The organism is Flavobacterium sp. HJ-32-4 (genome assembly GCF_022532105.1).
Lineage (GTDB): Bacteria > Bacteroidota > Bacteroidia > Flavobacteriales > Flavobacteriaceae > Flavobacterium.
The window spans coordinates 2,771,697-2,794,813 of sequence record NZ_CP092832.1 but is presented as its reverse complement, the minus strand read 5'-3'; the positions used below and the strand labels follow the sequence as shown (position 1 = coordinate 2,794,813).

Here is a 23,117-nt window from a genome sequence, read left to right as displayed (position 1 = left end):
AATTACTTTGTGCAGTCATTTCCCGCTGTTCGCTCCAAGTCCTCGCCAAACGCCGTTTTTTTGTCGGCTTCGCATCGGCTTCCTCCGGTCGCCGCGCCAAACCGCAAAAAAAGCGTCGTGTGGCTCCGGGCTTTCCGCTGCCATCGGGGCTGCGGTGTGTAGTATAATGAAACAACCGGTTCCATAGGATACCCCGGAGATACAATAAGTTGAGTTTCTGTTTTGAGCGGCCCGACCACCCAAAACCTAGAACCCAAAACCCAAAACCAAGAAATGTCAGAAGACGAGTTGGAAAATAACCTCCCACAAGAGGAAGGAGACGAACCTGGAACAAGCTACTCCAGCGACAACTTCTACGAAAACGACGAAGTAAACCCCGACGATACCATCGTCAAGGTTACCGGTATGTACAAAGACTGGTTCCTCGATTATGCGTCGTATGTCATCCTGGAGCGCGCGGTACCCGCCATTGAAGACGGCTTCAAACCCGTGCAGCGCCGCATCATGCACTCGATGCGCGAACTCGATGACGGCCGTTACAACAAAGTGGCCAATATCGTAGGGCACACCATGCAGTACCACCCGCACGGTGACGCGTCCATCGGCGACGCCATCGTGCAGATTGGGCAGAAAGACCTGCTGATCGATACGCAGGGGAACTGGGGGAACATCCTCACAGGCGACGGGGCCGCAGCCTCGCGTTACATCGAAGCGCGACTGTCGAAGTTTGCGCTTGAAGTACTGTACTCCCCTAAGATCACCGAATGGCAGTTATCATATGACGGCCGCCGGAACGAACCCATCAACCTTCCCGTCAAGTTCCCGTTGCTGTTGGCACAAGGGGCCGAGGGAATCGCGGTGGGGCTGTCCACGAAAGTATTGCCGCACAACTTCAATGAACTGATCGACGCGTCTATCAAGGTCTTGAAAAAGCAGTCGTTTGTGCTGTACCCGGATTTCCCAACCGCCGGTATCGCCGACATTTCGAATTACAACGACGGTATGCGCGGCGGTCGGGTGCGGGTGCGGGCAAAGATCTCGCAGCTTGACAAACAGACGCTGGTCATTACCCAAATCCCATTCTCGACCAATACATCGACCCTGATCGACAGTATCCTGAAGGCCAACGAAAAAGGGAAGATCAAGGTTAAGAAGATTGAAGATAATACGGCGGCTGAGGTAGAAATCCTGATCCACCTTCCGCCCGGCGTATCGCCTGATAAGACCATCGATGCGCTCTACGCGTTCACGGCCTGTGAAACGTCGGTAGCCCCGCTCGGTTGCGTGATCGATTCGCACAAACCGCGGTTCATCGGCGTGACCGACATGCTGAAAATCTCTACACATCGCACCGTAGAACTCCTGCGGTCGGAACTCGAGATCGAACTCAGTGAACTCGAAGAGAAATGGCATTTCCAATCGCTCGAACGCATTTTCATCGAAAACCGGATCTACCGCCTCATCGAAGAAGAGGAAACATGGGAAGGCGTCATCCGGGCCATCGACAATGGGCTCAAACCGTTCACGAAGCACCTGAAACGCGAAGTGACCGACGACGATATCGTCCGCCTGACGGAAATCCGCATCAAACGTATCTCGAAGTTCGACATCGACAAGGCGCAACAACTCATTGAATCGCTCGAGGCCGATATCGAACAGGTGAAACACCATTTAGAGCACATTATCGAGTTTGCCATCGATTACTTCAAACGACTGAAAGAGAAATACGGCAAAGGACGCGAACGGCAAACAGAGCTCCGCAGTTTCGACAACATCGAAGCGACCAAAGTCGCCCTTCGCAATACCAAGCTCTACGTCAATAGGGAAGAAGGCTTCATCGGCACCGGACTCAAGCGCGACGAATACGTGGGCGATTGCTCCGATATAGACGACGTCATCGTGTTCCTCCGCGACGGCAAGATGCTGGTAACGAAAGTCGACGATAAGAAGTTCGTTGGTAAGGATATTATCCACATTGCCGTCTTCGACAAGAACGACAAACGCACCATCTACAACATGATTTACCGCGATGGTAAGTCGGGGCCGTCGTATGTCAAACGTTTCAACGTCTCGGGCGTAACCCGCGACAAGGCCTACGACCTGACCCAGGAAAAACCGGGTTCGATGGTATTGTATTTCTCCGGAAACCCGAACGGCGAGGCGGAAGTGGTGACGGTGTTGCTGCGCGCAGTCGGTTCAGTGAAAAAACTGAAGTTCGATCTCGACTTCGCTAATATCGCCATCAAGGGACGTGCTTCAAGGGGCAATACCGTCACGAAATACCCGATCAAGAAAATCGAACTGAAGGAGAAGGGTATCTCGACCCTGCGGCCCCGTAAGGTGTGGTTCGACGATACGGTGCAACGCCTCAACGTAGACGGGCGCGGCGAACTATTGGGCGAATTCAAACCCAACGACCGCTTGTTGGTCATCACCCAATCAGGTAAAGTCAAGACCATCATCCCGGAATTGTCGACGCATTTCGAAGACGATATGATCCGTCTCGAAAAATGGAATCCCAGGAAACCGGTATCGGCCATTTATTACGATGGCGAGAAAGAACGCTACTACGTGAAGCGTTTTCTGGTCGAGAACGAGAATAAGGAAGAGTTGTTCATCAGCGAGCATGCAGGTTCCCATCTTGAGATTGTGTCAACCGACTGGCGACCCGTAGCGGAAGTCATATTTGCCAAGGTAAAGGGCGTCCAGAAAGACAACCAGACCGTCGATCTTGAGCAATTCATCTCGGTCAAGGGCATCAAAGCACAGGGCAACCAACTCACGACCGATAAAGTCAAGCAGATCAACCTGCTCGATCCGTTGCCATACGAAGAAGAACCCGAGCCTGAACCAGAACCGATGCCGCTCGCATCAGCAGACGATGCGTCTGATGAGGTCGAAGCGCTTCCGGATCCACCGGTGGATGAAGAAGGACAGACAACGTTGTTCTAATACCCCAGGCTACAGCGGAGAGTATACCACATTGTAAACGACATCCCTTTTCATTTAGGGACGAGCCTAGTGCATCTGTTTGTCATCTGTTTTGCGCCCCACTTTTTTGACGGTTGATATGGGTAGTGCGTTTTGTGAGCGGTGCGATCCGGCGCCAAGTTCCTGCTATCGACTTTCAAAGATGTAGCTTCCACTTTCGACCTTCGACTTTCGACTTTCGACTTTCAACTTTTGACTTTCGACTTTCAACCCTAAACATAAAAAGCACGGAACGATTTGCTCCGTGCTTTTTTTGTCCTAAAGTGATTTATAGGGAGAAGTTCAGATTGACACTTATCCGGTATTTCGCGTCGACGTTGCCGCCCGTCAGGTTTTGCGAGATCGGCAACAGCAACGTGGTGCCCATCGACCAACGCTTCCAACCCGCTTCGAAGGCGGCCTTGCCAAAGAAGACGTCGCCCGAAGTGTTTGCCACCCGCTGGTTGTGTTGGTAGTTGCTCTCATACTTTTCGCCGGCAAAACCCAATTGCGGCGAGAGTGTCCAATTCCCCGATTCGCGCAAAGAAAATACAGTACCGGCATAGTTGAACTGATTGCCAAAACGATAGCCGTTGGTGTTCTCCGTTTTGACGATGTAGTTCGCCATGGCGTTAACGCCCCATTTTTGGTACGTAATCAGGTATTCCGCGGCGAGCGGCACGTCCCAACTTCCGGTACCCAATTGAAAGCCGGGGTTGATGCTGCCATTGTTGTCCGAGGAATACGTTCCCACTGGAATCTTCACGCCCGCACCCAAACGGAGCTCCTGCGGCAAACGGGCCAACGTGTCGTGAAGGGTTGAAAACATCGGATAAAGTGCCAATACCGTCACATCACCCAGCCCTTCAATCGTTTCACTGCCGGTTTCGGTCGCACGCGTGTTGTGGTGATAGGGCGCCATGACGGTCACGTTCAACTTATTGCCAATCGGGATGCGGCCCCACAACTGTAACGTATGGAAGGTTTCCGCACGCCACGGTGAGTTCGCGTAGAGTCCGTCGGTCGTTTTATAGCGCTGGTACATATAGCGAACGCCCACGAACTGACTGTTCAGCATCGAGGCAAACCCCATACTGCCACCGCTGGCCGAGCAACCGCAGGCATCACACGGCATTCGGGCGACCGCGAGTTCACTCGGAGGCGGCCCAAAGTTGGGGATCACCAGGCTGTCAGTAACAGCGCCCAGCGCCCAAAACGGTATCATGAGTACTAGAATAAGTCGTTTCATCGGTATTCAGAATAAAGTGGATTGGTGAGAAAATGGGTGTCAGTAAGCGTTTGGAGGAACGCCACTAGGTTCGCCTTTTCAGCCGCATTGAGCCTGATGCCCGGCGTATCACCCGCCAGTAACGGATCGAGTGTAGGCGAAGCGACCACGCCCGAATTGTAGTGCTCCAATACGGCCTCAAGCGAATAGAACCGACCATCGTGCATATACGGCGCAGTCACGGCAACGTTTCGCAGGCTGGGCACCTTAAACCGATAGCGGTCTGCAGGATCTTCCGTCACCCGGTAGCGCCCGACGTCGTGTAACTGCGGATTCACGGGCAGCCCGTTGTTCCGGAAGCTGTTGTCGGTTTGCAGGTCGGTAGCGTGGCAGGAAGCGCATTTCGCCTGAAACGTGGCGTATCCGGCCAATTCCTGATCCGTAAGTGCACCGCCCGCCTCATTACGGCGGTACTTGTCGAATCGCGAATCGGTGCTTCGGAGCGTCACCATAAACTGTCCGAGGGCTTTCAGCATATGCTCCGAGTCGATAGCTTCACCCGGGAATGCCTTCGCAAACAAACGCTTGTAGTCGCCGTCACGGTTCATCATATCGACGATCGCGCTGAGGTCGCCCGCCATTTCCACGTCGCTCAGCAGCGGGATCAGCGGCTGGGTATCGAGGTGCGACGCGGCCCCGTCCCACATAAACGCGGTTTGCCAGGCGAAGTTCTGCAACGGGGGCGCGTTGCGTGTACCCACAGCGTTGTTGACTCCATGACTCAGACTATGTCCATGGTGTGTAAATGCGTTCGCTTGCATATGACAGAACGCACATGATACAACGCCATCTGCCGCCAGACGTCCGTCATAAAACAGCTTTTTCCCTAACGCAAATCCGGCTTCGGTGGGCGGATTGACGGTGAAGTCGTATACCGGTTGGGGAAAGTTCGACGGATTGCTGATCGTAAGCGGCACCGGTTCGTAGCCCCCGTCGTCCGAACACGATACAAGGAAGACGGAGGCCACAATGCCGGCTGTCCACAGCAGTGACTTATTCGTTGTGGACATGGTTGACGGTGAACATTCCCTGCAGGTTGGCTGTTATTTGTGGCAAAGCCTCGCCTCCCATTATCATCGCACCCATACCGCCCATATTATTTGCAGTCAACGAAATTTTGTTGGTGCCGTCGATGATTTTCGCTACATCCGCAAAGATGTGTACCTGTGGGGTAATGTTGGTGCGCACAAGTGCGTCGTTGGTCATCGGAAGCGTAATCTCGGCATAATTGTAGGAAGCCCCCGTTTTTCCGGTATGGACCATGAACATAGTGTCGCTTGAAACGGTAGGGGATGTAAACATGCCTTCGAACATGACAAATTTGTAACCGGCACTCCAAGACCACATCATGTCTTCGCTGTCTGCCCATGCCAGGAAATTACCTTGTCCGTCAGCACCCAGGTTAAATTGGGCTTCATCCACACCGATTCCAAAGGAAATCGATTCGTAATCACCAGCCGGAATACCCGAAAGTTCGAGTTCGTGAGTGGTTGCATCCGTCTCGTCTACAATAAAGTAACTTTCGGCTTTTGGATAGGTGAAAATGGTACCGTCTTTGCGGGTCAGTTTGATATTACTGACGATATATTTCACCTGCGAAATCTTCAGGTTCTCGTTCTGCGACGTCGAATAAGAAGCCGTATTCAGGATTAAGTCGTTTGCGCCGAACACATTGTCGAATTCTACAATGAGGTTGCCGGTGCCGGATGGCGTATTGGTATCGTCGTTCGAACAGGATACGACGGTTGTGCCCATGACGATACACGCCATGAAAAGGAGGTATTTTTTCATGATTGCTTTTAAAAAATTGAATAAAAAGGGGGAAGGCTGCACGGGCAGCGATCCAAAAGAGGAAAGCAATCAGAAACAGGGCGGCTTCAGGATGTCGCCAAAAGCCGGTTGCAACAAACGGGGCGTTGCGTGCACGGCAATCGGGCTTGTACCCGAAATAGTATAGGATAGGGCAGTGGCACAGGGTGTCAACAAAAACACCCAATCAGGCTCGAAAGTGCCCCCTTTTTTGTCATTCGGTTTGTGGCTGTCGCTTTTGTCGGCCTCACTGGCTTTGGCAAGCTCTTTCATGAGGTGACACTTACCGTTACAGTGAAGCTCGGGTTTTGCTTTATTCTCGCACAGCACCTTTGAAATGTAGTCATATTGCAACACGTATTCCAGCACCGGGAAGGCCGGTTTGGCCAGGAGGCAGAAGACGGTTAAGGCAATTATCAGGCGCATAAAATCGTGGCTCGCGCAAAGGTACGGCACATCGGCCGGAAGAAAAACTGACGTTGGTTACTATTTCGCCGTTTCTTCTTATTTGGTCTTATTTTTTTTCATCCGCATGTTCAGCATCTCAACAAGGAGGGAGAAGGCGATGGCAAAATAAAGATACCCTTTCGGAATCGAAGTGACTTCGGTATCGAACAGGTGGAAATGGGCATAGTGGGCCGCTTCCACAATCAGCATAAAACCGATCAGGACCAGAAACGAAAGTGCCAGTATCTGGATGGTAGGATGCTTGTTTACAAAGGTTCCCACCGGAACCGCGAACTGCATCATCACGATGACAGCAATTACAACGGCCAGGATCATGATGGGCAGCGCTCCCTCGATGCCGCTGGTCATACCGACGGCAGTCAGGATACTGTCAAACGAAAATACGATATCGATCAGGATGATCTGGAAGATGACGTTGCCAAAACTGTGTGCCGCAGAGCGTTTCAGCTCTTTTTCTTCCTGCCCTTTTTCCTCTACTTTTTCGTGTATCTCTTTCGTGCTTTTATACAGTAGGAACAGGCCACCTAACAGCAGAATGAGACTCTGCCCCGTCAGACCACCCGACATCCAGCCAAAGTCGAAGCTGATCCACGGTTTTTTCATCGCGATGAGGATCGAAATACCAAACAGCAGCGCGATCCGCATGAACATCGCCAGGAACATACCGATTTTGGTGGCTCTTTTTCGTTGGGCCACGGGCAGCTTGCCGGTGGTAATGGAGATAAAGATGATGTTGTCGATGCCTAAGACAATCTCAAGAAAAGTGAGAGTAAATAAGGCGATCCAGGCGTTGGGATTGAGGAAAACGTCGAACATGTGTGGTTTTATGGAATTCGGTAGGCGGTGCCGATGCGGGTGTCTTTTTCCCCCACGATACCGTACTCAAAGGTATAGGAATTTTTCGAGGTCGTCAAGATTTTCATCCGGATCGGACGTTTTGGCAACACCGATTTAGGCTGCTGCTCTTGCAGGATGAACTCACAGTCATTTACCCAGCGCACGCTGGCGGTGTCGGTCTTACCCTCAAAGGTCTCATACTGAAAGTTTTCGGTTCGGTCGAGCACCGTGCTTTTCTTCACACCGTCAACGTCAAGCTCAAAACGGAAACGTCCCGTATGGTAGGCTTTGCAATCGGTTTCCGGCTGGGGCAGGCAACTGAGAAAGGTTGTCATTACGGCCGCTGTCAAACAAAAGTGATAAAAAGGGATACGGCGCATCAGCTTAGTTTTTCGAGTTCGTCGTCGGTGAAATTCCGGATGGTTCGCTCTTTTGAGAACTTACCGGCATTGTAATCGATGGATTTGTTCTTCGGAATGGAAAGGCTATCCCACTCGCCCCGCTTGATCATTTTGGCAAAGAACACCATCTGCCCGATGTGGTAAGGGTAGTGCGCCAATTGCCGGTTGATGGCCTCCACTACGGTATGGCCTTCGTTTCGGATGTAAATGATCGTGTCGAGGTCAGCGTCGGTCAACGGGTCAACGGCAGCAAACAGGCACGCCCAGCCTTTGTCCCAGTCGTGCCAAAGTGCGTCGACCGATTCGTAAGCGTCGACGAATTCAGCGTCGCGGTTCCGCCATGCCTTTTCGCCGTCTGAGGTAAGGAAGTCGGTCCAGCGCGAGAGCATATTGCCGGCCACGTGTTGCACAATTACCGCGATACTGTTGGTGTCGTCGTTTGGCGAATAGAACAGTTGCTCGGGCTCAAGCTGGCGCATGGCCTTTTCGCCCAACGTTTTGTAATACAGAAACTGCTTGCGCGCGCTTTCGAGATAGGCGTTTCCTGCGTTCATTTGATGATGATTTGGTATTTTTCCAGAAGGCCCTCGAGTCCGTCTACACGGAATGTAGCCTTTTTCAATGAATTAAAGTCCGGGTCAATCCGATAGTGGAGCGCTTCGGTGAAGTCGGCGCCGTCGAGTTTGGTATCGTCAAAAACCGCGTCAGACAGGTCACAGTTCGGGAAAGCAGCCGATGACAGGTCGGTTTTCGAAAAGTTCACGCCTTTGAGTGAACTGTCGCGGAAAACGGTTTTGGTCATTTTCTTACCGGAAAACCAGGAGTAATCGAGCGTGCAGCCGGTGAACCCAACCTCAAACAGAAAATCGGCGCAGGCATCGAAACGGATGCCGAGCAGCTTACATGCCACGAAGTCGGCTTTTTTCAGCGCAGTCGCGGGCAACTGCGCCATCGACAGGTTGCAGTCGTGAAACGTACAGTCAATGAAACTGCAGTCGCGGAAGGTGGTCTGGGAAAAGTCGCAGTTGCGAAACGTGCAACCATCAAACTCGCGGTTTTGAATGGTCGCCCCGATCAGGTTGACCCGGACGAACTCACGGTCGATATACAGCAATTCTTCCATTAGTTTCCAAAAAGACTTTTAACGACCGTCATGATACCCTTGAACATCAGGAACATCGCCGCCAAACACATTACAACCCCGATTGCCAATACCAGGTAGTGCCACGCGGTATGCTGGTTCATGAACGCGTTGTAAATGACTGACGGACCAATGAAGGTCAACGGGAGGGAAAACGCGAGGTACTTGATTCCTTTATTGAGAAGTAGGCGGTTAGACACGGGGTTGATAGTTGATAGTTGATAGTTGATGGTTGATGGTTGATGGTTGATGGTTGATGGTTGATGGTTGAGGGTTGAGGGTTGACAGTCGACAGTAGATAGTTCAGGGTAACCGGTTCATATTAGCCGATTCATTCTATATCCTCCATTCTTACTACGTCCTCCATTCTTCATCGTTCATCGTTCACTGCTCACTGTTCACTGTTCACTGTTCACTGTTCATCGTTCATCGTTCATTGTTCATTGTTCATCGCTCTCCATGCTTCCACCGCTTTCCGCACACTACCATTCGTTTGCAGCAAACGGCCCGCTTCTTCATAGCCAACGGGTATTTCACCCATAATCATACGGGTGCCGCGGTCGACCAGTTTATCGTTGCTGAGTTGCATGTCAACCATCTTATTGCCTTTCACGCGGCCCAGCCGGATCATGGTAGCGGTCGAAATCATGTTCAATACCAGTTTTTGGGCGGTGCCGGCTTTCATGCGCGAACTGCCGGTTACGAACTCAGGTCCCACGACTACGACAACGGGAAACTGGGCGGTGAGCGCCAACGGACTCCCTTCGTTGCACGTGATACACCCGGTCAGGATGCCACGCGCGTTGCAGGCTTCGAGTCCACCGATGACATACGGTGTGGTGCCCGATGCCGCGATGCCAATGACCACGTCGTGTGTTCCGATACCGGCTGCGTCGAGGTCACGCCACGCCTGTTCGCGATCGTCTTCGGCGTTTTCTACGGCGCGTCGGATGGCGGTGTCGCCCCCGGCGATGATGCCGTTGACCAGGTCGTGCGGCACGCCAAACGTAGGCGGACATTCAGAAGCGTCGACGATACCCAGGCGACCCGATGTGCCGGCGCCGATGTAGAAAAGCCGTCCTCCTTTCTGCAGTTGCGATACGACAGTTTCGACCAGTGCGCCGATCTGGGGCAGTGCTTTCTGCACGGCGTGCGGAACGGTCTGGTCTTCACGGTTGATGCCGTCGAGCAGTTCGGCCACCGACAGGGTTTCGAGGTGGTCGTAATGGGAAGGTTGTTCGGTGGTTTTGACGAAATCGGCCATATACAAAGCGTTCTTACAAAGGTAATCGGAAATGCCCGTGCGACAAACTCCATCTGTTGATATTCCCATATACGTCAAGGAAGAAGTTACCCGCGTTAGGGATGGGCGCGGCAGCCTTTTTGCCTGCGGTTGTGGAACGGTAGGAGGGAGCGGGTAGGTGCGTAGCCTCGCGAAATGTGCAAAGGCAAAAAGCTATAGCAGACAGCCCGGCCGCGCGGACGAACGTGATAGTGTAGATAATAGGTGAAGCGCGGCAACGCCCAAACTCCTTACAGGAAAGCCGCCAGGCCGATGCCGAGGAGGATCATGCCCGTTTTGGCGAGGTTGAATTTGTGGTTTTCGCTGGCTTCGAAGATGATGGTCGATGAGATGTGGAACAGCACGCCGATGACAAGTGCCATGAGCGGGCGGTGGAGGTCACCCAACCCTTCGGGCAATTGCGTTGCCAGGAAGGTGCCCAGCGGCGTCATCGCGGCGAACGTCAGCATGAAAAGAAAAATCGCCGGCTTGGCCAGATGCGAATTCAGGAAAAAACCGGTCAGGATCAGTGCAATAGGGAGGTGGTGCACGGCGATGCCGATGGCCATCTGGTTGTCGTTGACCGCGAGTCCTTCGAGGAAGGCGTGCAGGCAAAGGCTGGCAAAAAGTGCCCAGGGGATGTGCGCCATCCGGCCGTGTCCGTGGGTATGGCCGTGTTCCGCACCCTGTGAGAAGAACTCAAGCACAATTTGCAGCAGGATGCCACCCATGATGCAGAGGCCGGGAATGAGGTAATTCGTCGCCCCGACATACACTTCCGGAATGAGATGTAATACCGTAACCGACAGAAGGAAAGAACCGCTAAATGCAAGTAATAGTTTGAGTCCAACCCGATGCTCCGGACGGAAGAATAACATGCCCGTATATCCGAGAATAACAGCCAGGAAGGGCAGGAGGTAGCGGATCATTTGAAAACTAAGATGAGGCGTGGACTTTCGGACTTATGGTATTTCCGAAGTTTGTAATCGCCGAAGACATCAAGCAGGTAGCTGCCGGTTTCTTCGATCATGGCTTCGAAATCGGCGAGGGTGAACGCGCGTACTTTTTCTGTGAAGGAATACGACTGGTTGTCGGCCGTGAAGTCGATGTGTTTCAGGATATAACGCCCGTCAAACGCTTTCCGTATATGGAAATCGATGCCGTCGATGGTTTTGGTCTCTTCGGGCACGAGGTGCGGCAATACGGCTTCGACGTTCATGAAATCGATGACCGCCAACCCCGATTCGGTGAGGTTTTGCTGGATGGCGCGGAGCGTACGCAGGTTATCGTTATCATCGTCGAAATACCCAAAGCTGGTAAACAGGTTGAACACGGCTTCAAATTTGCCCGGGAAGGGTTCGCGCATGTCGTGCCGTTCGAACCGCAGGGTATCATTCGCCGACCGGCTGGCCTCCGCAATGTTATTAGCGGAAAGGTCGACGCCGGTAACGTCATAGCCTAACTGGTTGAGATAGATAGAGTGGCGTCCTTTTCCGCAGGCCAGATCGAGCACGCGCGAGCCGGGTTCGAGGTTCAGGTATTGGGTGATGGTATCGATAAACAGTTGCGCCTCGGTATAATCCCGGTTCTTATACAATATGTGATAATACGGGGTGTCGAACCAAGAGGCGAACCAATTTTCTGTTGTTTCAGGCATAGTGCGAAGGTACTAAAAAACGGCGAAGGCGCCATCGGTTTGGGCTTGGCCTTCGTTCCTTCAGCACCGAAATAGGGGTATTGGCGATTTTTTTCCATGAGGACCCAAAGTGTGGCGTATAAATTTGGCAGACGGGAACGGTTGCGTTTTACGGTAATCGGATTTGATTTCATGTGTCGCGCTTCGTGCCTTCGCACCTTCGTGGCAGGAAAACTTCACTAAGCTTTCGCGCAGAAATATGCTTCGTGCCTTCGCGCCTCCGTGGCATGAAACCTTCACTACGTCATTCCTAAAAAGCGAGATCGTGTGTATTTTCAAACACGTTCTCACAAAACTAATCTTCGTGTCTTCGCGCCTTCGTGGCATGAAACCTTCACAACCCCTTCCTCAAAAGCCAGATCTCCATATTTTTAAACTGCTTTCACACCATACGCTATTCTTCGTGTCTTCGCGCCTTCGCGGCATGAAACCTTCATAGCCCCTTCCTCAAAAGCCAGATCTCCATATTTTTAAACTGCTTTCACACCATACGCTATTCTTCGTGTCTTCGCGCCTTCGCGGCCCCAAAAAAAAATCCCGCCAAATGACGGGATCTTATTTTCACTACAAGGCCTCTTACATCCTTTTATCCTTAATCTTAGCTTTTTTACCAGTAAGTTCGCGGAAGTAGAAGATACGGGCGCGACGCACGTGACCTTTTTTGTTGATTTCGATTTTCTGCAAAGCAGGCAGGTTTACAGGGAAGATACGCTCTACACCTACAGCACCTGACATTTTGCGGATGGTAAACGTTTCGGTCAAACCTGAACCTCTGCGTTGGATTACGACGCCTTTGAAAAACTGCGTACGTGTTTTTTCACCTTCCTTGATTTCATAGTACACGGTGATGGTATCACCCGCGCTGAATTCAGGAAAGTCTTTTTTTGCGATAAATTCGTTCTCTACGAACGTCATCAAATCTGCCATGACAATGATGGTTTAAATGTTTAACTCAGCGCAACTTTCACGATTCTCGCCAGAGGTTGGGCCAATGCGGTGGCAAAAGTAAGAATTAGTTTTGAGTTTTGGGTGTTGAGTTTTGAGTTTTTTTACACGTAACATCGTAAGTTCACGATACTTACTCATTTTGGGTTTAAAAAGTGAACCTCTGACGGGCTAAAACGTCCCGTTGCCTGACGACGGCACCTCCCTAAAAGAGTAACAATCAAAATTTTGAAGCCAAGAACTCAAAACTCAACCCTCAAAACTCAACCCTTCTCCAGCAGGTCCGGTCGCCGCTCTTTCGTATGCGTATACGCCATTTCCTCCCGCCACTGCTCGATTTTCGCCGCGTGTCCGCTCAACAGCACCTCCGGCACTTTCCAACCTTTGTATTCAGCCGGGCGCGTGTAAACAGGTGGCGCCAGCAGGTTGTCCTGGAAACTGTCGGTCAGCGCCGATGTTTCGTCGCTCAACACGCCCGGTATCAGGCGTATCAACGCATCCGATAGCACCAAAGCGCCCAACTCGCCGCCACTCAGCACATAATCGCCAATCGAAATCTCCTTCGTGATAAAGTGGTCGCGCACCCGTTGGTCCACACCTTTATAATGTCCGCACAAAATAATGATGTTTTCATACGACGACATCCGGTTCGCCATTTGCTGGTTCAGGGTTTCCCCATCCGGCGTCATGTAAATGATTTCATCGTACGTACGTTCCGATTTCAGCTTCGTAATGCAATCGTCGATCGGCTGGATCATCATCACCATCCCGGCACCGCCGCCAAACTGGTAATCGTCCACCGATTTCTGTTTCTGGGTCGTATAATCGCGCAAATTATGGATGTGCACCTCCACCAATCCCTTCTGGATGGCGCGTTTCATGATGGAGCCCTCAAACGGACTCCGAAGCAGTTCCGGTAATACCGTAATAATGTCGATTCGCATGGCGCAAAGGTAATGAATCAACCGAACCCCGCCTACTGCCCACTGCCCACTGCCCACTGTCCACTGTCCACTGCCTACTGCGACTGCCCCCGGTTCACCGCCTGACGATGACCGTTTTGCCACAACGACTGCCATCCGCAAGGTGTACTTCCAAAAAATACATCCCTTCCTCAATGGCCGACACGTCAAAATCGGGCACCTGTCCGGCACCCGACCGTTTAACAACACGTCCGGTCGCGTCATATAAGAGACTACCGTCGATGAACTCCGGTTGTAAATCCGTCGTTATCGCAATCCGCTCCCTGACCGGGTTGGTAAGCTGAAGGCAATCGCTTCTGTCGAAATCAGGAAGACCGGTAAAGCAGGGTAACGGAGTGTTCGATTGTGGGTAAAAACGAGCGGCACCCACCACCGTAAAAGGCAGCGAAAACAGCACACTTCCGACCGTTTCATTGGTGACGTCAAGGGCCCGCACGCTAAATGAGGCGGGTCCTTCATAGCTTACAAGGTAAGGTTGCGACACGCCACCGGTCGTCAGGGTGAAGGCGCCAAAGGGGAGCACCGGCCCCAACTCCATAACACCACAACTTTGACTGGGCGTTACCACATTTACTTCCACAAGGCTGCCCGCTGTCATACTATCGTTCATGCAGCACAGAAACAACCGATTCTCAAAATAGAACAAATCACCCGATGAATACACTCCGGGATTAAAATCACCGATGGTCGAGAAGACCTGCGAGGCGATATCATATCGAAGCAGCGTACAGATGCCGTTTTGGTTTCCGGCGGCATAGAGGTGCCCTAGCACATCGGCTTCAAGTGCATTGATGACCTGTCCAAACGTACCTTTGTATTTACAGTCCCCGGTGGAAGGTTCGTATCGGTACAGGGCGCCGGTCCCCGTCACGAACCACAGGTTGCCATTCGCATCCTCTGCCATGTCAAGATACTGTAGGTCCGGAGCGTTGTCAGGGGCCAGGTAGGGTGGGCAAATGGAAATTTCTGTCGCTACGCCCGTCGACAACTCCACGCTATACAAACGGTTCTCTATCGGAACGTCAATAAGCCGGTTCACAAAAAAGGTCTGCCCATAGGCAGATGCAAACGATAAAATCGCTGCCGTAAGGGTGAAGCTTTTGGCTTTTGCTTGTAATGACATCCCGATTCCGTAATTTTGCGTCCAATTTAAGCAAATATGGAAAACGGCATTTACGCAAAATTCAATACACCAAAGGGCAGCATCACCGTGAAGCTCACGCCCGAACTCACACCAGGTACCGTTGGTAACTTCGTGGCACTCGCAGAAGGAAACCTCGAGAATACGGCGCGCCCGCAAGGGAAACCGTATTATGACGGACTCAAATTCCACCGGGTTATTCCCGATTTTATGATCCAGGGCGGATGCCCGGACGGAGTCGGCACCGGAGGCCCGGGCTACAAGTTCGACGATGAATTCCACCCCGACCTGCGTCATGACGGTCCAGGAGTGCTGTCAATGGCAAACGCCGGACCCGGAACGAACGGTTCCCAATTCTTCATCACCCACGTGGCAACACCGTGGCTTGACGACAAACACACCGTCTTCGGAACCGTCGTAGAAGGGCAGGAGGTCGTCGATAGCATTGCACAGGGCGATTCGCTCGACAGCGTCGAAATCGTCCGCGTAGGCGACGAAGCCGCAAAATGGAATGCGGTCGAAGCGTTCCGTACGTTCGAAGGCTCACGCGAAAAAAGACTGGCCGCCGAACGTGCCGCCGCCGAAAGCCGTCTGGAGGCACTTGCCGCCGGATTCGAGAAAACGGAAAGCGGTTTGCGCTACCAATTCATTCAGAAAGGAAACGGAAAACAGGCGGAAAAAGGAAAAACAGTATCCGTACACTATAGCGGCCAACTCGAAAACGGGCGCATCTTCGATAATTCCTACAGCCGCAAAAAGCCGATCGAATTCCCACTCGGTCGCGGAATGGTAATCGAAGGGTGGGACGAAGGCATCGCCCTACTTCGCATAGGCGACAAAGCGCGCTTCGTGATCCCGCCGCACCTCGGGTATGGCTCGGCCGGTGCAGGGGGCGTTATCCCGCCGAACGCCGTCCTGATTTTCGACGTCGAGTTGATGGACGTCAAGTAAACGAACCACCAAAAGCATCCGATCCGGATGCTTTTTTTATATTTACCGAAACCAAACACGATGAAGACACTCCGTTTACTCGCCGGATGCGCACTCGCGGCCATGGCCGTTTCCTGCGGCGCCGGCAAAGCGGCTCCACCGCCGCCACCTCCTCCGGCACCCGCTGCGCCTTTAACGGCACAACAGGAAGAAGGACACCAATTGTATGAAAACAACTGCGGCAAATGCCACAAGTTGTTCGCACCGAACGATTTCTCTAAAACCGAATGGAAGCCCATTCTCGCCGAGATGCAGCCTAAAGCCAAACTTAACAATGACGATATGGCAAAAATCAAGTCGTATCTTGACGTCTACGCGAAATAACGGTTAGGGCACCACAACAAAAAGGGCTACCATTTGGTAGCCCTTTGTTATGTAAAAGAGGGGTTACTCCGGCACGCAGAAACCGTCCGGCAGCGTAACACCTTTCTTAACCACGATGATACCGTCTTTGATGGCATACAATGGCGTCGCCGTATTCGGAAGATGCGGTCCGCCTTCCAGCCGCACATCGTTGCCGATCCGGCAGTTCTTATCGATGATGGCATTGTTGATCTGGCAGCGTTCTCCGATACCGATATTGATGACATGGCGTTCGTCATTATGGGTGATTTCGTCGAGGTTTTGATAGTAATCATTACCCATCAGGTACGAATTGCGGATGACACAATCTCGCCCGATCCGGCTTCGGATGCCGATGACCGAGTGCTCGATATGCGCGCCGTTGATGATACATCCTTCCGCCAAAACCGTACGTTCCAAAGAGGTTTTCCCTCCAATTTTCGACGGCGGCAGCACGCGGGCACGGGTATAGATCTTACTCGAATTGTCAAACAGGTTGAACTTCGGAATATCGTCCGTAAGGCCCAGGTTCGCCTCGAAGAACGAATCGATGTTTCCGATGTCGGTCCAGTAGCCTTCATACGGGAAGCTCAGCACGCGTCGGTGGCCGATCGCCTGCGGAATGATTTCCTTTCCAAAGTCTTTAGTGTCGGGGTCCGACATCAATTCCACCAGCAAATCGCGATTGAAAATATAGATACCCATCGACGCCAGGAAATGACGGTTTTCCGCCTTCATTTCGTCGCTGGTCTCCGACGTCCAATGCGGCAACAGATCCGCATGCGGCTTCTCAACGAATGAGGTGATGAAATTCTGTCCGTCGGTCTTCAAAATACCGAATTCGGGTGCTTCTTTCGCCGTTACCGGTAAGGTCGCAATCGAAATATCGGCCCCACTGGCAGCGTGGGCGGCGATCATATCGTTGAAGTTCATCTGATACAACTGGTCACCCGACAAGATCAGCGCGTAGTCGAACTCGTGGTTCAGGAAATGGGTCATACACTGTCGCACCGCATCCGCCGTCCCCTGGAACCAGCCGGGGTTTTCAACCGTCTGCTCCGCCGCGAGAATGTCGACGAAGGCCGTACTGAAATGACTGAAATGATAGGTGTTCTTAATGTGTTGGTTAAGGGACGCCGAGTTGAACTGCGTCAGGACGAACATCCGCTTGATATCCGAATTGATACAATTCGAAATCGGGATGTCGACCAGTCGGTATTTACCCGCAATCGGTACGGCGGGCTTCGAACGACTTTCCGTCAGGGGCGCCAGGCGCGATCCTTGTCCGCCGCCGAGAATAATGGCTAATGTACTTTTGCTCATGGTTTATTGTAAAGATTGGTATAGTCGTATATAATCGTCGGCCACGGCATCCCACGAATGGTCGATGCCCATAACATAATCGCGGATCGACGCAAACCGCGCCTCGTCAGCATATAATCCCATTGCACGGTCGATGGAATAATTGATGTCAAAAACGCTGGCCTGGTCATGGCAAATGCCAAATCCACCATCACCGAAGTCAATCACGGTATCTTTGAGTCCGCCCGTTCGTCGTACGATCGGAACCGTACCGTATCGTAGCGCATACATCTGGTTGAGGCCACACGGTTCTACCCGCGAGGGCATCAGGAGGAAGTCGGCGCCGGCATACATCAAATGTGACAAGGTTTCATTGTAGCCGATGTAGGCGTTATAGCTGGAGGGAAAATACGCCTTCAGCGTTTCGAGTTGCTGTTCGACCGACGGATCCCCCGAACCGAGCACCAACAGGCTAATGGCGTCCTGGTAATGCGTAAGCGAATGTCCAAATGCGGTAGGCAATAAATCGGCGCCTTTTTCATGCACCAAACGTCCGATAAAAACGAAAAGGGGCCGTTCCGGATCAAGTCCGAATTGGGAGCAAAGGTGTTCCTTATTGGCTTTCTTTCCTGCTGCCGCAGTTGCGCTATCGTAATGGGCCGCCAGCATCGGGTCGGTCGCAGGGTTCCAGACTTCCGTGTCGATGCCGTTCAACAATCCCACTGATTTCGGTCGTTCCCAGCGCAGGAGGTTTTCGAGTCCGTTGGCCGAACTTGCGATCTCATCGAGGTAGCTGGGCGACACAGTCGTGACTTTCCACGCACATTTGATGGCAGCGGCCAGCGGGTTGATCATGCCACCCCATTCAAGGAAACCGGTACGCGAGCGATCGAAGTCAGGAAGGTAGTGCAACTTATCGAACCCAAACCATCCCTGGTATTGCCCATTATGGATGGTCACGACCAAGGGCGTACGTTGAAGCTCATGGTAATTATAGCAATGCTGCACCATAAACGGGATCAACCCCGTATGATGGTCGTGGCAGTGCAGCAGGTCCGGACGTTGCCCGCTTTCGATCAACCAGTTCAAAAAGGCAATCTGGAAGGCGGTAAACCGTTCGGTGTCATCTTCATAGGAATAGACATTCGGACGGTCGAACAACTCCGGAATCGCGATGACATACAATCCGAATCCCAGCTTGTCCGTCGCTTCCCTCAACACTTCATAGCTGAATACAAACCAGCCCAGCCGTACTTTCCCTTTGTGTACAGACAGAAACTCGTTCTCTCTCGTGAACTTGTTGTCGTAGGCGGGCATGACGACCCGGGCGTCGTATCCGAGCTTCTTTTGGTATTTCGGCAGGGCGCCCACAACGTCCGCCAGTCCGCCCACTTTCGCTACGGGATAGCATTCGGCACTGATGTGGTAAAAGGTCATGTCGAGTTTTTTACCAAAGTACGAAAAAAATGACGTTGTGACCGAAGTTGCGATAAATTTAAAGAAGGGTAAAACAAAGGAAACGAAGCGGCCGACCCGTTGGTGTTTCGACGGTTTCGACTAGCTTTACGTCACACTAACGATATAGGTATAAAATGAACGACAGTGCAACCATTGACTGGCACGACTTTGAGAAGATCGAAATGCGCGTAGGCACCGTCCTGGAAGCCCAACCGTTTCCGGAAGCACGGAAGCCCGCCCTTAAACTCCGCATCGATTTCGGCCCGTTTGGCATCCGGAAAACCTCGGCACAAATCACGGCCTTCTACACGCCGGAGACCTTGGTGGGAAAACAGGTGATAGCCGTACTCAATTTCCCTCCCAAACAAATTGGCCCTTTCATAAGTGAGTGCCTCGTGTTGGGTGCGGTGGCCCCTGATGGCGTTACCCTTTTGCAACCCGGCCAACCGGTAGCGAACGGACTTCGGATTGCATAAAAAAACCCGGCGGGTGCCGGGGTATAATCAAATATCGTCAAAGCTGATATCGGTGAAACTCTTGTCTAATGGAGCCGCATCCGTTTCGTCTTCACCATACTCGCGCTTGAAGTCTTTTTGGTGTCGTTCCGAAATCACTTCTTCACCTTTGCTGTCGAGTACATACGACGTCATCTCATCGAGGATGTCGCGGAAGGCAGCGAAGTCTTCCTTATAGAGGTAAATCTTGTGTTTTTTGAAGTGGAAGGAACCGTCTTCCTCGGTGAACTTTTTACTTTCGGTAATCGTGAGATAGTAGTCTTCTGCCCGGGTGGCGCGAACGTCAAAAAAGTAGGTGCGCCGTCCTGCCCGCAATACCTTGGAAAAGATTTCTTCCTTTTCCAGCATGTCGTTTTCTCTCATGTATGCTAATCGTTTGGTGGTTACTGTAGTGTTCCAAAAATGGAAAAAAAATCGCAAACGACCAAGATTTTATACGATTTCTTTTTCGGAAAGCTGCTTCAGGTACAACTCGCGATAATAGCCTTCTTCGTTTAATAGCGCTGTATGAGTGCCTTGCTGCACGATACGTCCCTGGTCGAGAATCAGGATGCGATCGGCGTCTTTGGCCGATGAAACGCGGTGGCTCACGATAAGCGTCGTGCGGTGCTTGCGGAAGTCGGCAAGGTGGTGCAGGATGCGTTCTTCGGTTTCGGTATCTACGGCTGACAGAGCATCGTCAAGCAGGAGGATTTGGGGATCTTTGATAAAGGCCCGGGCGATCGATACCCGCTGCTTTTGTCCGCCCGACAGCGTAATGCCCCGCTCGCCCAGAAGCGTCTGGTATTGTTGGGCAAAGCCGATGATGTTATCGTGCACGACGGCCATGCGCGCGGCCTCATGCACTTCCTCTTCGGTGGCATCTTCGCGGCCGAACCGGATGTTGTTCTCGATGGTGTCCGAAAACAGAAAAGCATCCTGCGGCACAAAACCGATGCTGTGGCGCAAGTCGAACAGGTTGACCTCGGCGATGGGCTTTCCGTCTATAAGTATTTGTCCTTCCGTGCTGTCATACAACCGCCCGATCAGCGACAGTAAGGTGGATTTCCCCGATCCGGTGCGGCCCAATATCGCCAGCGTTTCTCCTTTTCCTATCGTGAACGAGACGTTTTCCAGTGCCTTGATACCCGTGTCGGCATACGTAAAGCTCACATTCTCAAAACGGATTTCCCCGGCAATGGCGTCATGTCCACTCGCTTTATTCTGGATGTCGGGGTTGATGAGCAAAAACTCGTTGATCCGCTTTTGCGACGCCTCCGCTTCCTGCACCATCGAGGTCACCCAGCCCAACGACGCCACCGGCCAGGTGAGCATGTTGACATAAAGGATGAATTCGGCTATGGTGCCCAGGTGCGTGATCCGCCCGTCAAGATACATGACCGAGCCATAATAAATGACGACGAGGTTACTGACACCGATAAGGGCGATCATCAGCGGACCGAACAGCGCATTGGCCTTCGCGAGGTCCATACTGCGGGCGCGGCTTTCTTCCGATAGCTGGGCCACGTTTTCCGCCTGTTTGGGTTCCAACGAATAGGCTTTTACGACGCGGATCCCCGAAAAGAGTTCCTGTGAAAAGGTGGAAAGTTTCGAGAGGTTCTGCTGGAAGGCCGTACTCTTCCGATTGATGCTCGTGCTAAGTTTGAAAATCACATACGAGAGCAGGGGAAGGGGAAGCACCGTCCAAAGCGTGAGTTCAGGCGATACACTGCACATGAACGCGATCACGACGATAAAACGTACGAGCGTGTTGATGGTGTACATCACCGCCGGACCGACATACATCCGTACTTTACCCACATCCTCGCTGATGCGGTTCATGAGGTCGCCGGTGCGGTTCCGTTTGTAGAAGTCCTGGTCAAGTCGCTCATACTGCCGGAACACTTCGTTTTTTAAATCGAACTCGATGTGGCGCGACATTACGATAAGGGTTTGCCGCATGAGGAAGGTCAGGATACCCGCTATCAACGCCGTTCCTAAAATCAATAGGATGTTGTCAGCCAGATGCGACTTGAGTATCGGCAAGTCAAGGGCATTACCCGACTTTTTCGACTGGGCGACATACTCTTCGACGACCTTGAATGATTCCCGCACGAAACGCGGGGTGAGTGAGTAAAATATCTGGGCGACAATCGTGGTGACGATCCCGACCAAAAAGTGATATTTATACTTGAAGAAATATTTGTTTAAATACTGCAGTTCTCTCATGATGTGGTGGCAACTATCGGAATCTTTAACAATAAAGTGTTAAAAAGTTAAAAAAAGTAAAATTTCCTTTTTATTCCCGAACGGTCGTTTATGTTAGTGCATTGCCAAAAAAAACCGTTTTTAAAGGCGAAGTTTTGATTTAAACCCTACATTTGTACCGTCTTTTTTGACAATGCATCAAAATTATTTGCTGATATGATTACAGAAGTGCTTACCCCAGGCGACGTAAAGAAAATGGATCCCGTATTCGGTCAGATGTCTTTCGACAACCACGAGCAAATCGTTTTTTGTCACGACAAAGATACGGGTTTGAAAGCAATAATCGGTGTCCACAACACCGTCCTCGGCCCAGCCTTGGGTGGCACACGCATGTGGAATTATGCCAACGAATGGGAAGCATTGAACGACGTGTTGCGTCTTTCCCGCGGGATGACGTATAAGTCGGCCATCACCGGACTCAACCTCGGAGGCGGAAAAGCGGTCATCATGGGTGATGCGAAGGTGGACAAAACACCTGAGATGATGACCCGTTTCGGTCAGTTCGTACACTCGCTCAGCGGGAAGTACATTACGGCGGAAGATGTGGGTACGACGACACAAGACATGGACCTGATCCGTGAAGTGACACCGTTCGTAACAGGCGTATCAGAAAGCAAAGGCGGTTCCGGAAATCCATCGCCGGTAACAGCGTATGGCGTTTATATGGGAATGAAAGCCGCTGCCAAATACCGTTTGGGATCGGATAATCTTGACGGACGCACGGTTCTCGTCCAGGGCATCGGACACGTTGGCGAAACCCTCGTGAAGCACCTGACACATGACGGAGCCCGTGTTTTGATCGCGGATATCAGCCAAAGCCGTCTGGAGGAAGTCGCTAAAAAATACAACGCTACCATCTTTACCGACGATGTATACGATGCCGATGTCGACATCTATGCGCCGTGTGCCCTTGGCGCCACCATCAACGATGACACCGTATACCGTATCAAAGCCCAGGTGGTGGCAGGTGCGGCCAACAACCAGCTCGCCAATGAGTCGGTTCACGGCAAAATCCTTCGTGAGCGTGGCATCGCCTATGCGCCTGACTTCCTCATCAACGCCGGCGGTATCATTAATGTATATGGTGAAATCGTGAAGTATGCGGAAGGTGAAGCCCTGCGTCGTACGGAAAACATCTACAACACCACGCTCGAGATCTTCGCCCTTGCCGATGCAACCGGTATCACCACGCAACAGGCAGCCATGTCAATCGCACAGAAACGCATCGACGACCGAAAAAAGGAACAGGGCGCGTCGTAAGCATACGATAATATTCTTATTTTTGCGGGCGGATGTAGTAGT

General features: G+C 52.0%; 24 protein-coding genes. 5 read left to right on the top strand and 19 right to left on the bottom strand.

What is annotated here, in order from left to right; all coding sequences use genetic code 11:
- Positions 1-273: 273 nt before the first annotated feature.
- Positions 274-2,952 carry a DNA gyrase/topoisomerase IV subunit A gene (locus MKO97_RS11925; protein ID WP_241103438.1) on the top strand — a complete coding sequence of 893 codons (2,679 nt, stop codon included), beginning with the start codon at positions 274-276 and terminating at the stop codon, positions 2,950-2,952.
- 307 nt (positions 2,953-3,259) lie between these two features.
- Here MKO97_RS11925 and MKO97_RS11920 read toward each other — a convergent pair whose 3' ends face one another.
- The 15 genes from MKO97_RS11920 to MKO97_RS11850 all read right to left on the bottom strand — a co-directional run bounded on the left by MKO97_RS11920 (position 3,260) and on the right by MKO97_RS11850 (position 14,943).
- On the bottom strand, positions 3,260-4,219 hold the full coding sequence (locus tag MKO97_RS11920; protein ID WP_241103437.1) for a transporter: 960 nt from the start codon (positions 4,217-4,219) through the stop codon (positions 3,260-3,262).
- Positions 4,216-5,268 carry a cytochrome-c peroxidase gene (locus MKO97_RS11915; protein ID WP_241103436.1) on the bottom strand — a complete coding sequence of 351 codons (1,053 nt, stop codon included), beginning with the start codon at positions 5,266-5,268 and terminating at the stop codon, positions 4,216-4,218. The genes MKO97_RS11920 and MKO97_RS11915 overlap by 4 nt, the downstream gene beginning before the upstream one ends.
- On the bottom strand, positions 5,252-6,049 hold the full coding sequence (locus MKO97_RS11910; protein WP_241103435.1) for an MbnP family protein: 798 nt from the start codon (positions 6,047-6,049) through the stop codon (positions 5,252-5,254). The genes MKO97_RS11915 and MKO97_RS11910 overlap by 17 nt, the downstream gene beginning before the upstream one ends.
- A gap of 69 nt (positions 6,050-6,118) precedes the next feature.
- A complete protein-coding gene (locus MKO97_RS11905) occupies positions 6,119-6,493 on the bottom strand; it encodes a hypothetical protein (protein ID WP_241103434.1) in 375 nt (124 codons plus the stop codon).
- Positions 6,494-6,571: 78 nt separating this feature from the next.
- Positions 6,572-7,351 (bottom strand): TerC family protein, encoded by a 780-nt coding sequence (locus tag MKO97_RS11900; RefSeq protein ID WP_241103433.1) that lies wholly within the window; start codon positions 7,349-7,351, stop codon positions 6,572-6,574.
- 8 nt (positions 7,352-7,359) lie between these two features.
- Positions 7,360-7,752 (bottom strand): DNA topoisomerase IV, encoded by a 393-nt coding sequence (locus tag MKO97_RS11895; RefSeq protein ID WP_241103432.1) that lies wholly within the window; start codon positions 7,750-7,752, stop codon positions 7,360-7,362.
- Complete coding sequence (locus MKO97_RS11890) at positions 7,752-8,327, bottom strand: DUF1572 family protein (protein WP_241103431.1); 576 nt, start codon at positions 8,325-8,327, stop codon at positions 7,752-7,754. Before MKO97_RS11890 ends, MKO97_RS11895 begins: the two co-directional genes overlap by 1 nt.
- A complete protein-coding gene (locus MKO97_RS11885; protein ID WP_241103430.1) occupies positions 8,324-8,896 on the bottom strand; it encodes a pentapeptide repeat-containing protein in 573 nt (190 codons plus the stop codon). The genes MKO97_RS11890 and MKO97_RS11885 overlap by 4 nt, the downstream gene beginning before the upstream one ends.
- Positions 8,896-9,114 carry a DUF6095 family protein gene (locus tag MKO97_RS11880; protein ID WP_241103429.1) on the bottom strand — a complete coding sequence of 73 codons (219 nt, stop codon included), beginning with the start codon at positions 9,112-9,114 and terminating at the stop codon, positions 8,896-8,898. The genes MKO97_RS11885 and MKO97_RS11880 overlap by 1 nt, the downstream gene beginning before the upstream one ends.
- A 233-nt stretch (positions 9,115-9,347) precedes the next feature.
- Positions 9,348-10,178 carry an N-acetylmuramic acid 6-phosphate etherase gene (murQ, locus tag MKO97_RS11875; RefSeq protein ID WP_241103428.1) on the bottom strand — a complete coding sequence of 277 codons (831 nt, stop codon included), beginning with the start codon at positions 10,176-10,178 and terminating at the stop codon, positions 9,348-9,350.
- Between the two features lie 269 nt (positions 10,179-10,447).
- Positions 10,448-11,122 (bottom strand): ZIP family metal transporter, encoded by a 675-nt coding sequence (locus MKO97_RS11870; RefSeq protein ID WP_241105527.1) that lies wholly within the window; start codon positions 11,120-11,122, stop codon positions 10,448-10,450.
- The gene (locus tag MKO97_RS11865; RefSeq protein ID WP_241103427.1) at positions 11,122-11,853 is read right to left on the bottom strand and encodes a cyclopropane-fatty-acyl-phospholipid synthase family protein; all 732 of its coding nucleotides are present in this window, start codon (positions 11,851-11,853) and stop codon (positions 11,122-11,124) included. Before MKO97_RS11865 ends, MKO97_RS11870 begins: the two co-directional genes overlap by 1 nt.
- Positions 11,854-12,468: 615 nt before the next feature.
- Positions 12,469-12,819, bottom strand: a complete 351-nt coding sequence (gene rplS, locus MKO97_RS11860; RefSeq protein WP_241103426.1) for a 50S ribosomal protein L19 — start codon at positions 12,817-12,819, stop codon at positions 12,469-12,471.
- Between the two features lie 281 nt (positions 12,820-13,100).
- The gene (trmD, locus tag MKO97_RS11855; protein WP_241103425.1) at positions 13,101-13,781 is read right to left on the bottom strand and encodes a tRNA (guanosine(37)-N1)-methyltransferase TrmD; all 681 of its coding nucleotides are present in this window, start codon (positions 13,779-13,781) and stop codon (positions 13,101-13,103) included.
- 94 nt (positions 13,782-13,875) lie between these two features.
- Positions 13,876-14,943 carry a T9SS type A sorting domain-containing protein gene (locus MKO97_RS11850; protein ID WP_241103424.1) on the bottom strand — a complete coding sequence of 356 codons (1,068 nt, stop codon included), beginning with the start codon at positions 14,941-14,943 and terminating at the stop codon, positions 13,876-13,878.
- Positions 14,944-14,979: 36 nt separating this feature from the next.
- Between MKO97_RS11850 and MKO97_RS11845 the strand changes: the two genes are divergently transcribed.
- Both MKO97_RS11845 and MKO97_RS11840 read left to right on the top strand, forming a co-directional pair.
- Positions 14,980-15,912 carry a peptidylprolyl isomerase gene (locus MKO97_RS11845; protein ID WP_241103423.1) on the top strand — a complete coding sequence of 311 codons (933 nt, stop codon included), beginning with the start codon at positions 14,980-14,982 and terminating at the stop codon, positions 15,910-15,912.
- 60 nt (positions 15,913-15,972) lie between these two features.
- Positions 15,973-16,275, top strand: a complete 303-nt coding sequence (locus tag MKO97_RS11840) for a cytochrome c (protein WP_241103422.1) — start codon at positions 15,973-15,975, stop codon at positions 16,273-16,275.
- 63 nt (positions 16,276-16,338) lie between these two features.
- Here the strand turns inward: MKO97_RS11840 and MKO97_RS11835 are convergent, their stop codons facing one another.
- Both MKO97_RS11835 and MKO97_RS11830 read right to left on the bottom strand, forming a co-directional pair.
- Positions 16,339-17,616: a glucose-1-phosphate adenylyltransferase gene (locus tag MKO97_RS11835; RefSeq protein ID WP_241103421.1), complete on the bottom strand. Its 1,278-nt coding sequence runs from the start codon at positions 17,614-17,616 to the stop codon at positions 16,339-16,341.
- Positions 17,617-17,619: 3 nt separating this feature from the next.
- Complete coding sequence (locus tag MKO97_RS11830; protein ID WP_241103420.1) at positions 17,620-19,032, bottom strand: glycogen synthase; 1,413 nt, start codon at positions 19,030-19,032, stop codon at positions 17,620-17,622.
- A 155-nt stretch (positions 19,033-19,187) separates the two neighbouring features.
- On the opposite strand from MKO97_RS11830, the gene MKO97_RS11825 reads away from it, so the two are divergent.
- Positions 19,188-19,529: a tRNA-binding protein gene (locus MKO97_RS11825; RefSeq protein WP_241103419.1), complete on the top strand. Its 342-nt coding sequence runs from the start codon at positions 19,188-19,190 to the stop codon at positions 19,527-19,529.
- Between the two features lie 27 nt (positions 19,530-19,556).
- Here MKO97_RS11825 and MKO97_RS11820 read toward each other — a convergent pair whose 3' ends face one another.
- Positions 19,557-19,931 (bottom strand): PUR family DNA/RNA-binding protein, encoded by a 375-nt coding sequence (locus MKO97_RS11820; protein ID WP_241103418.1) that lies wholly within the window; start codon positions 19,929-19,931, stop codon positions 19,557-19,559.
- Between the two features lie 69 nt (positions 19,932-20,000).
- Complete coding sequence (locus tag MKO97_RS11815) at positions 20,001-21,776, bottom strand: ABC transporter ATP-binding protein (RefSeq protein WP_241103417.1); 1,776 nt, start codon at positions 21,774-21,776, stop codon at positions 20,001-20,003.
- A 195-nt stretch (positions 21,777-21,971) separates the two neighbouring features.
- Here MKO97_RS11815 and MKO97_RS11810 point away from each other — a divergent pair, with 195 nt between their 5' ends.
- A complete protein-coding gene (locus MKO97_RS11810) occupies positions 21,972-23,075 on the top strand; it encodes a Glu/Leu/Phe/Val dehydrogenase dimerization domain-containing protein (RefSeq protein WP_305879415.1) in 1,104 nt (367 codons plus the stop codon).
- Positions 23,076-23,117 lie beyond the last annotated feature (42 nt).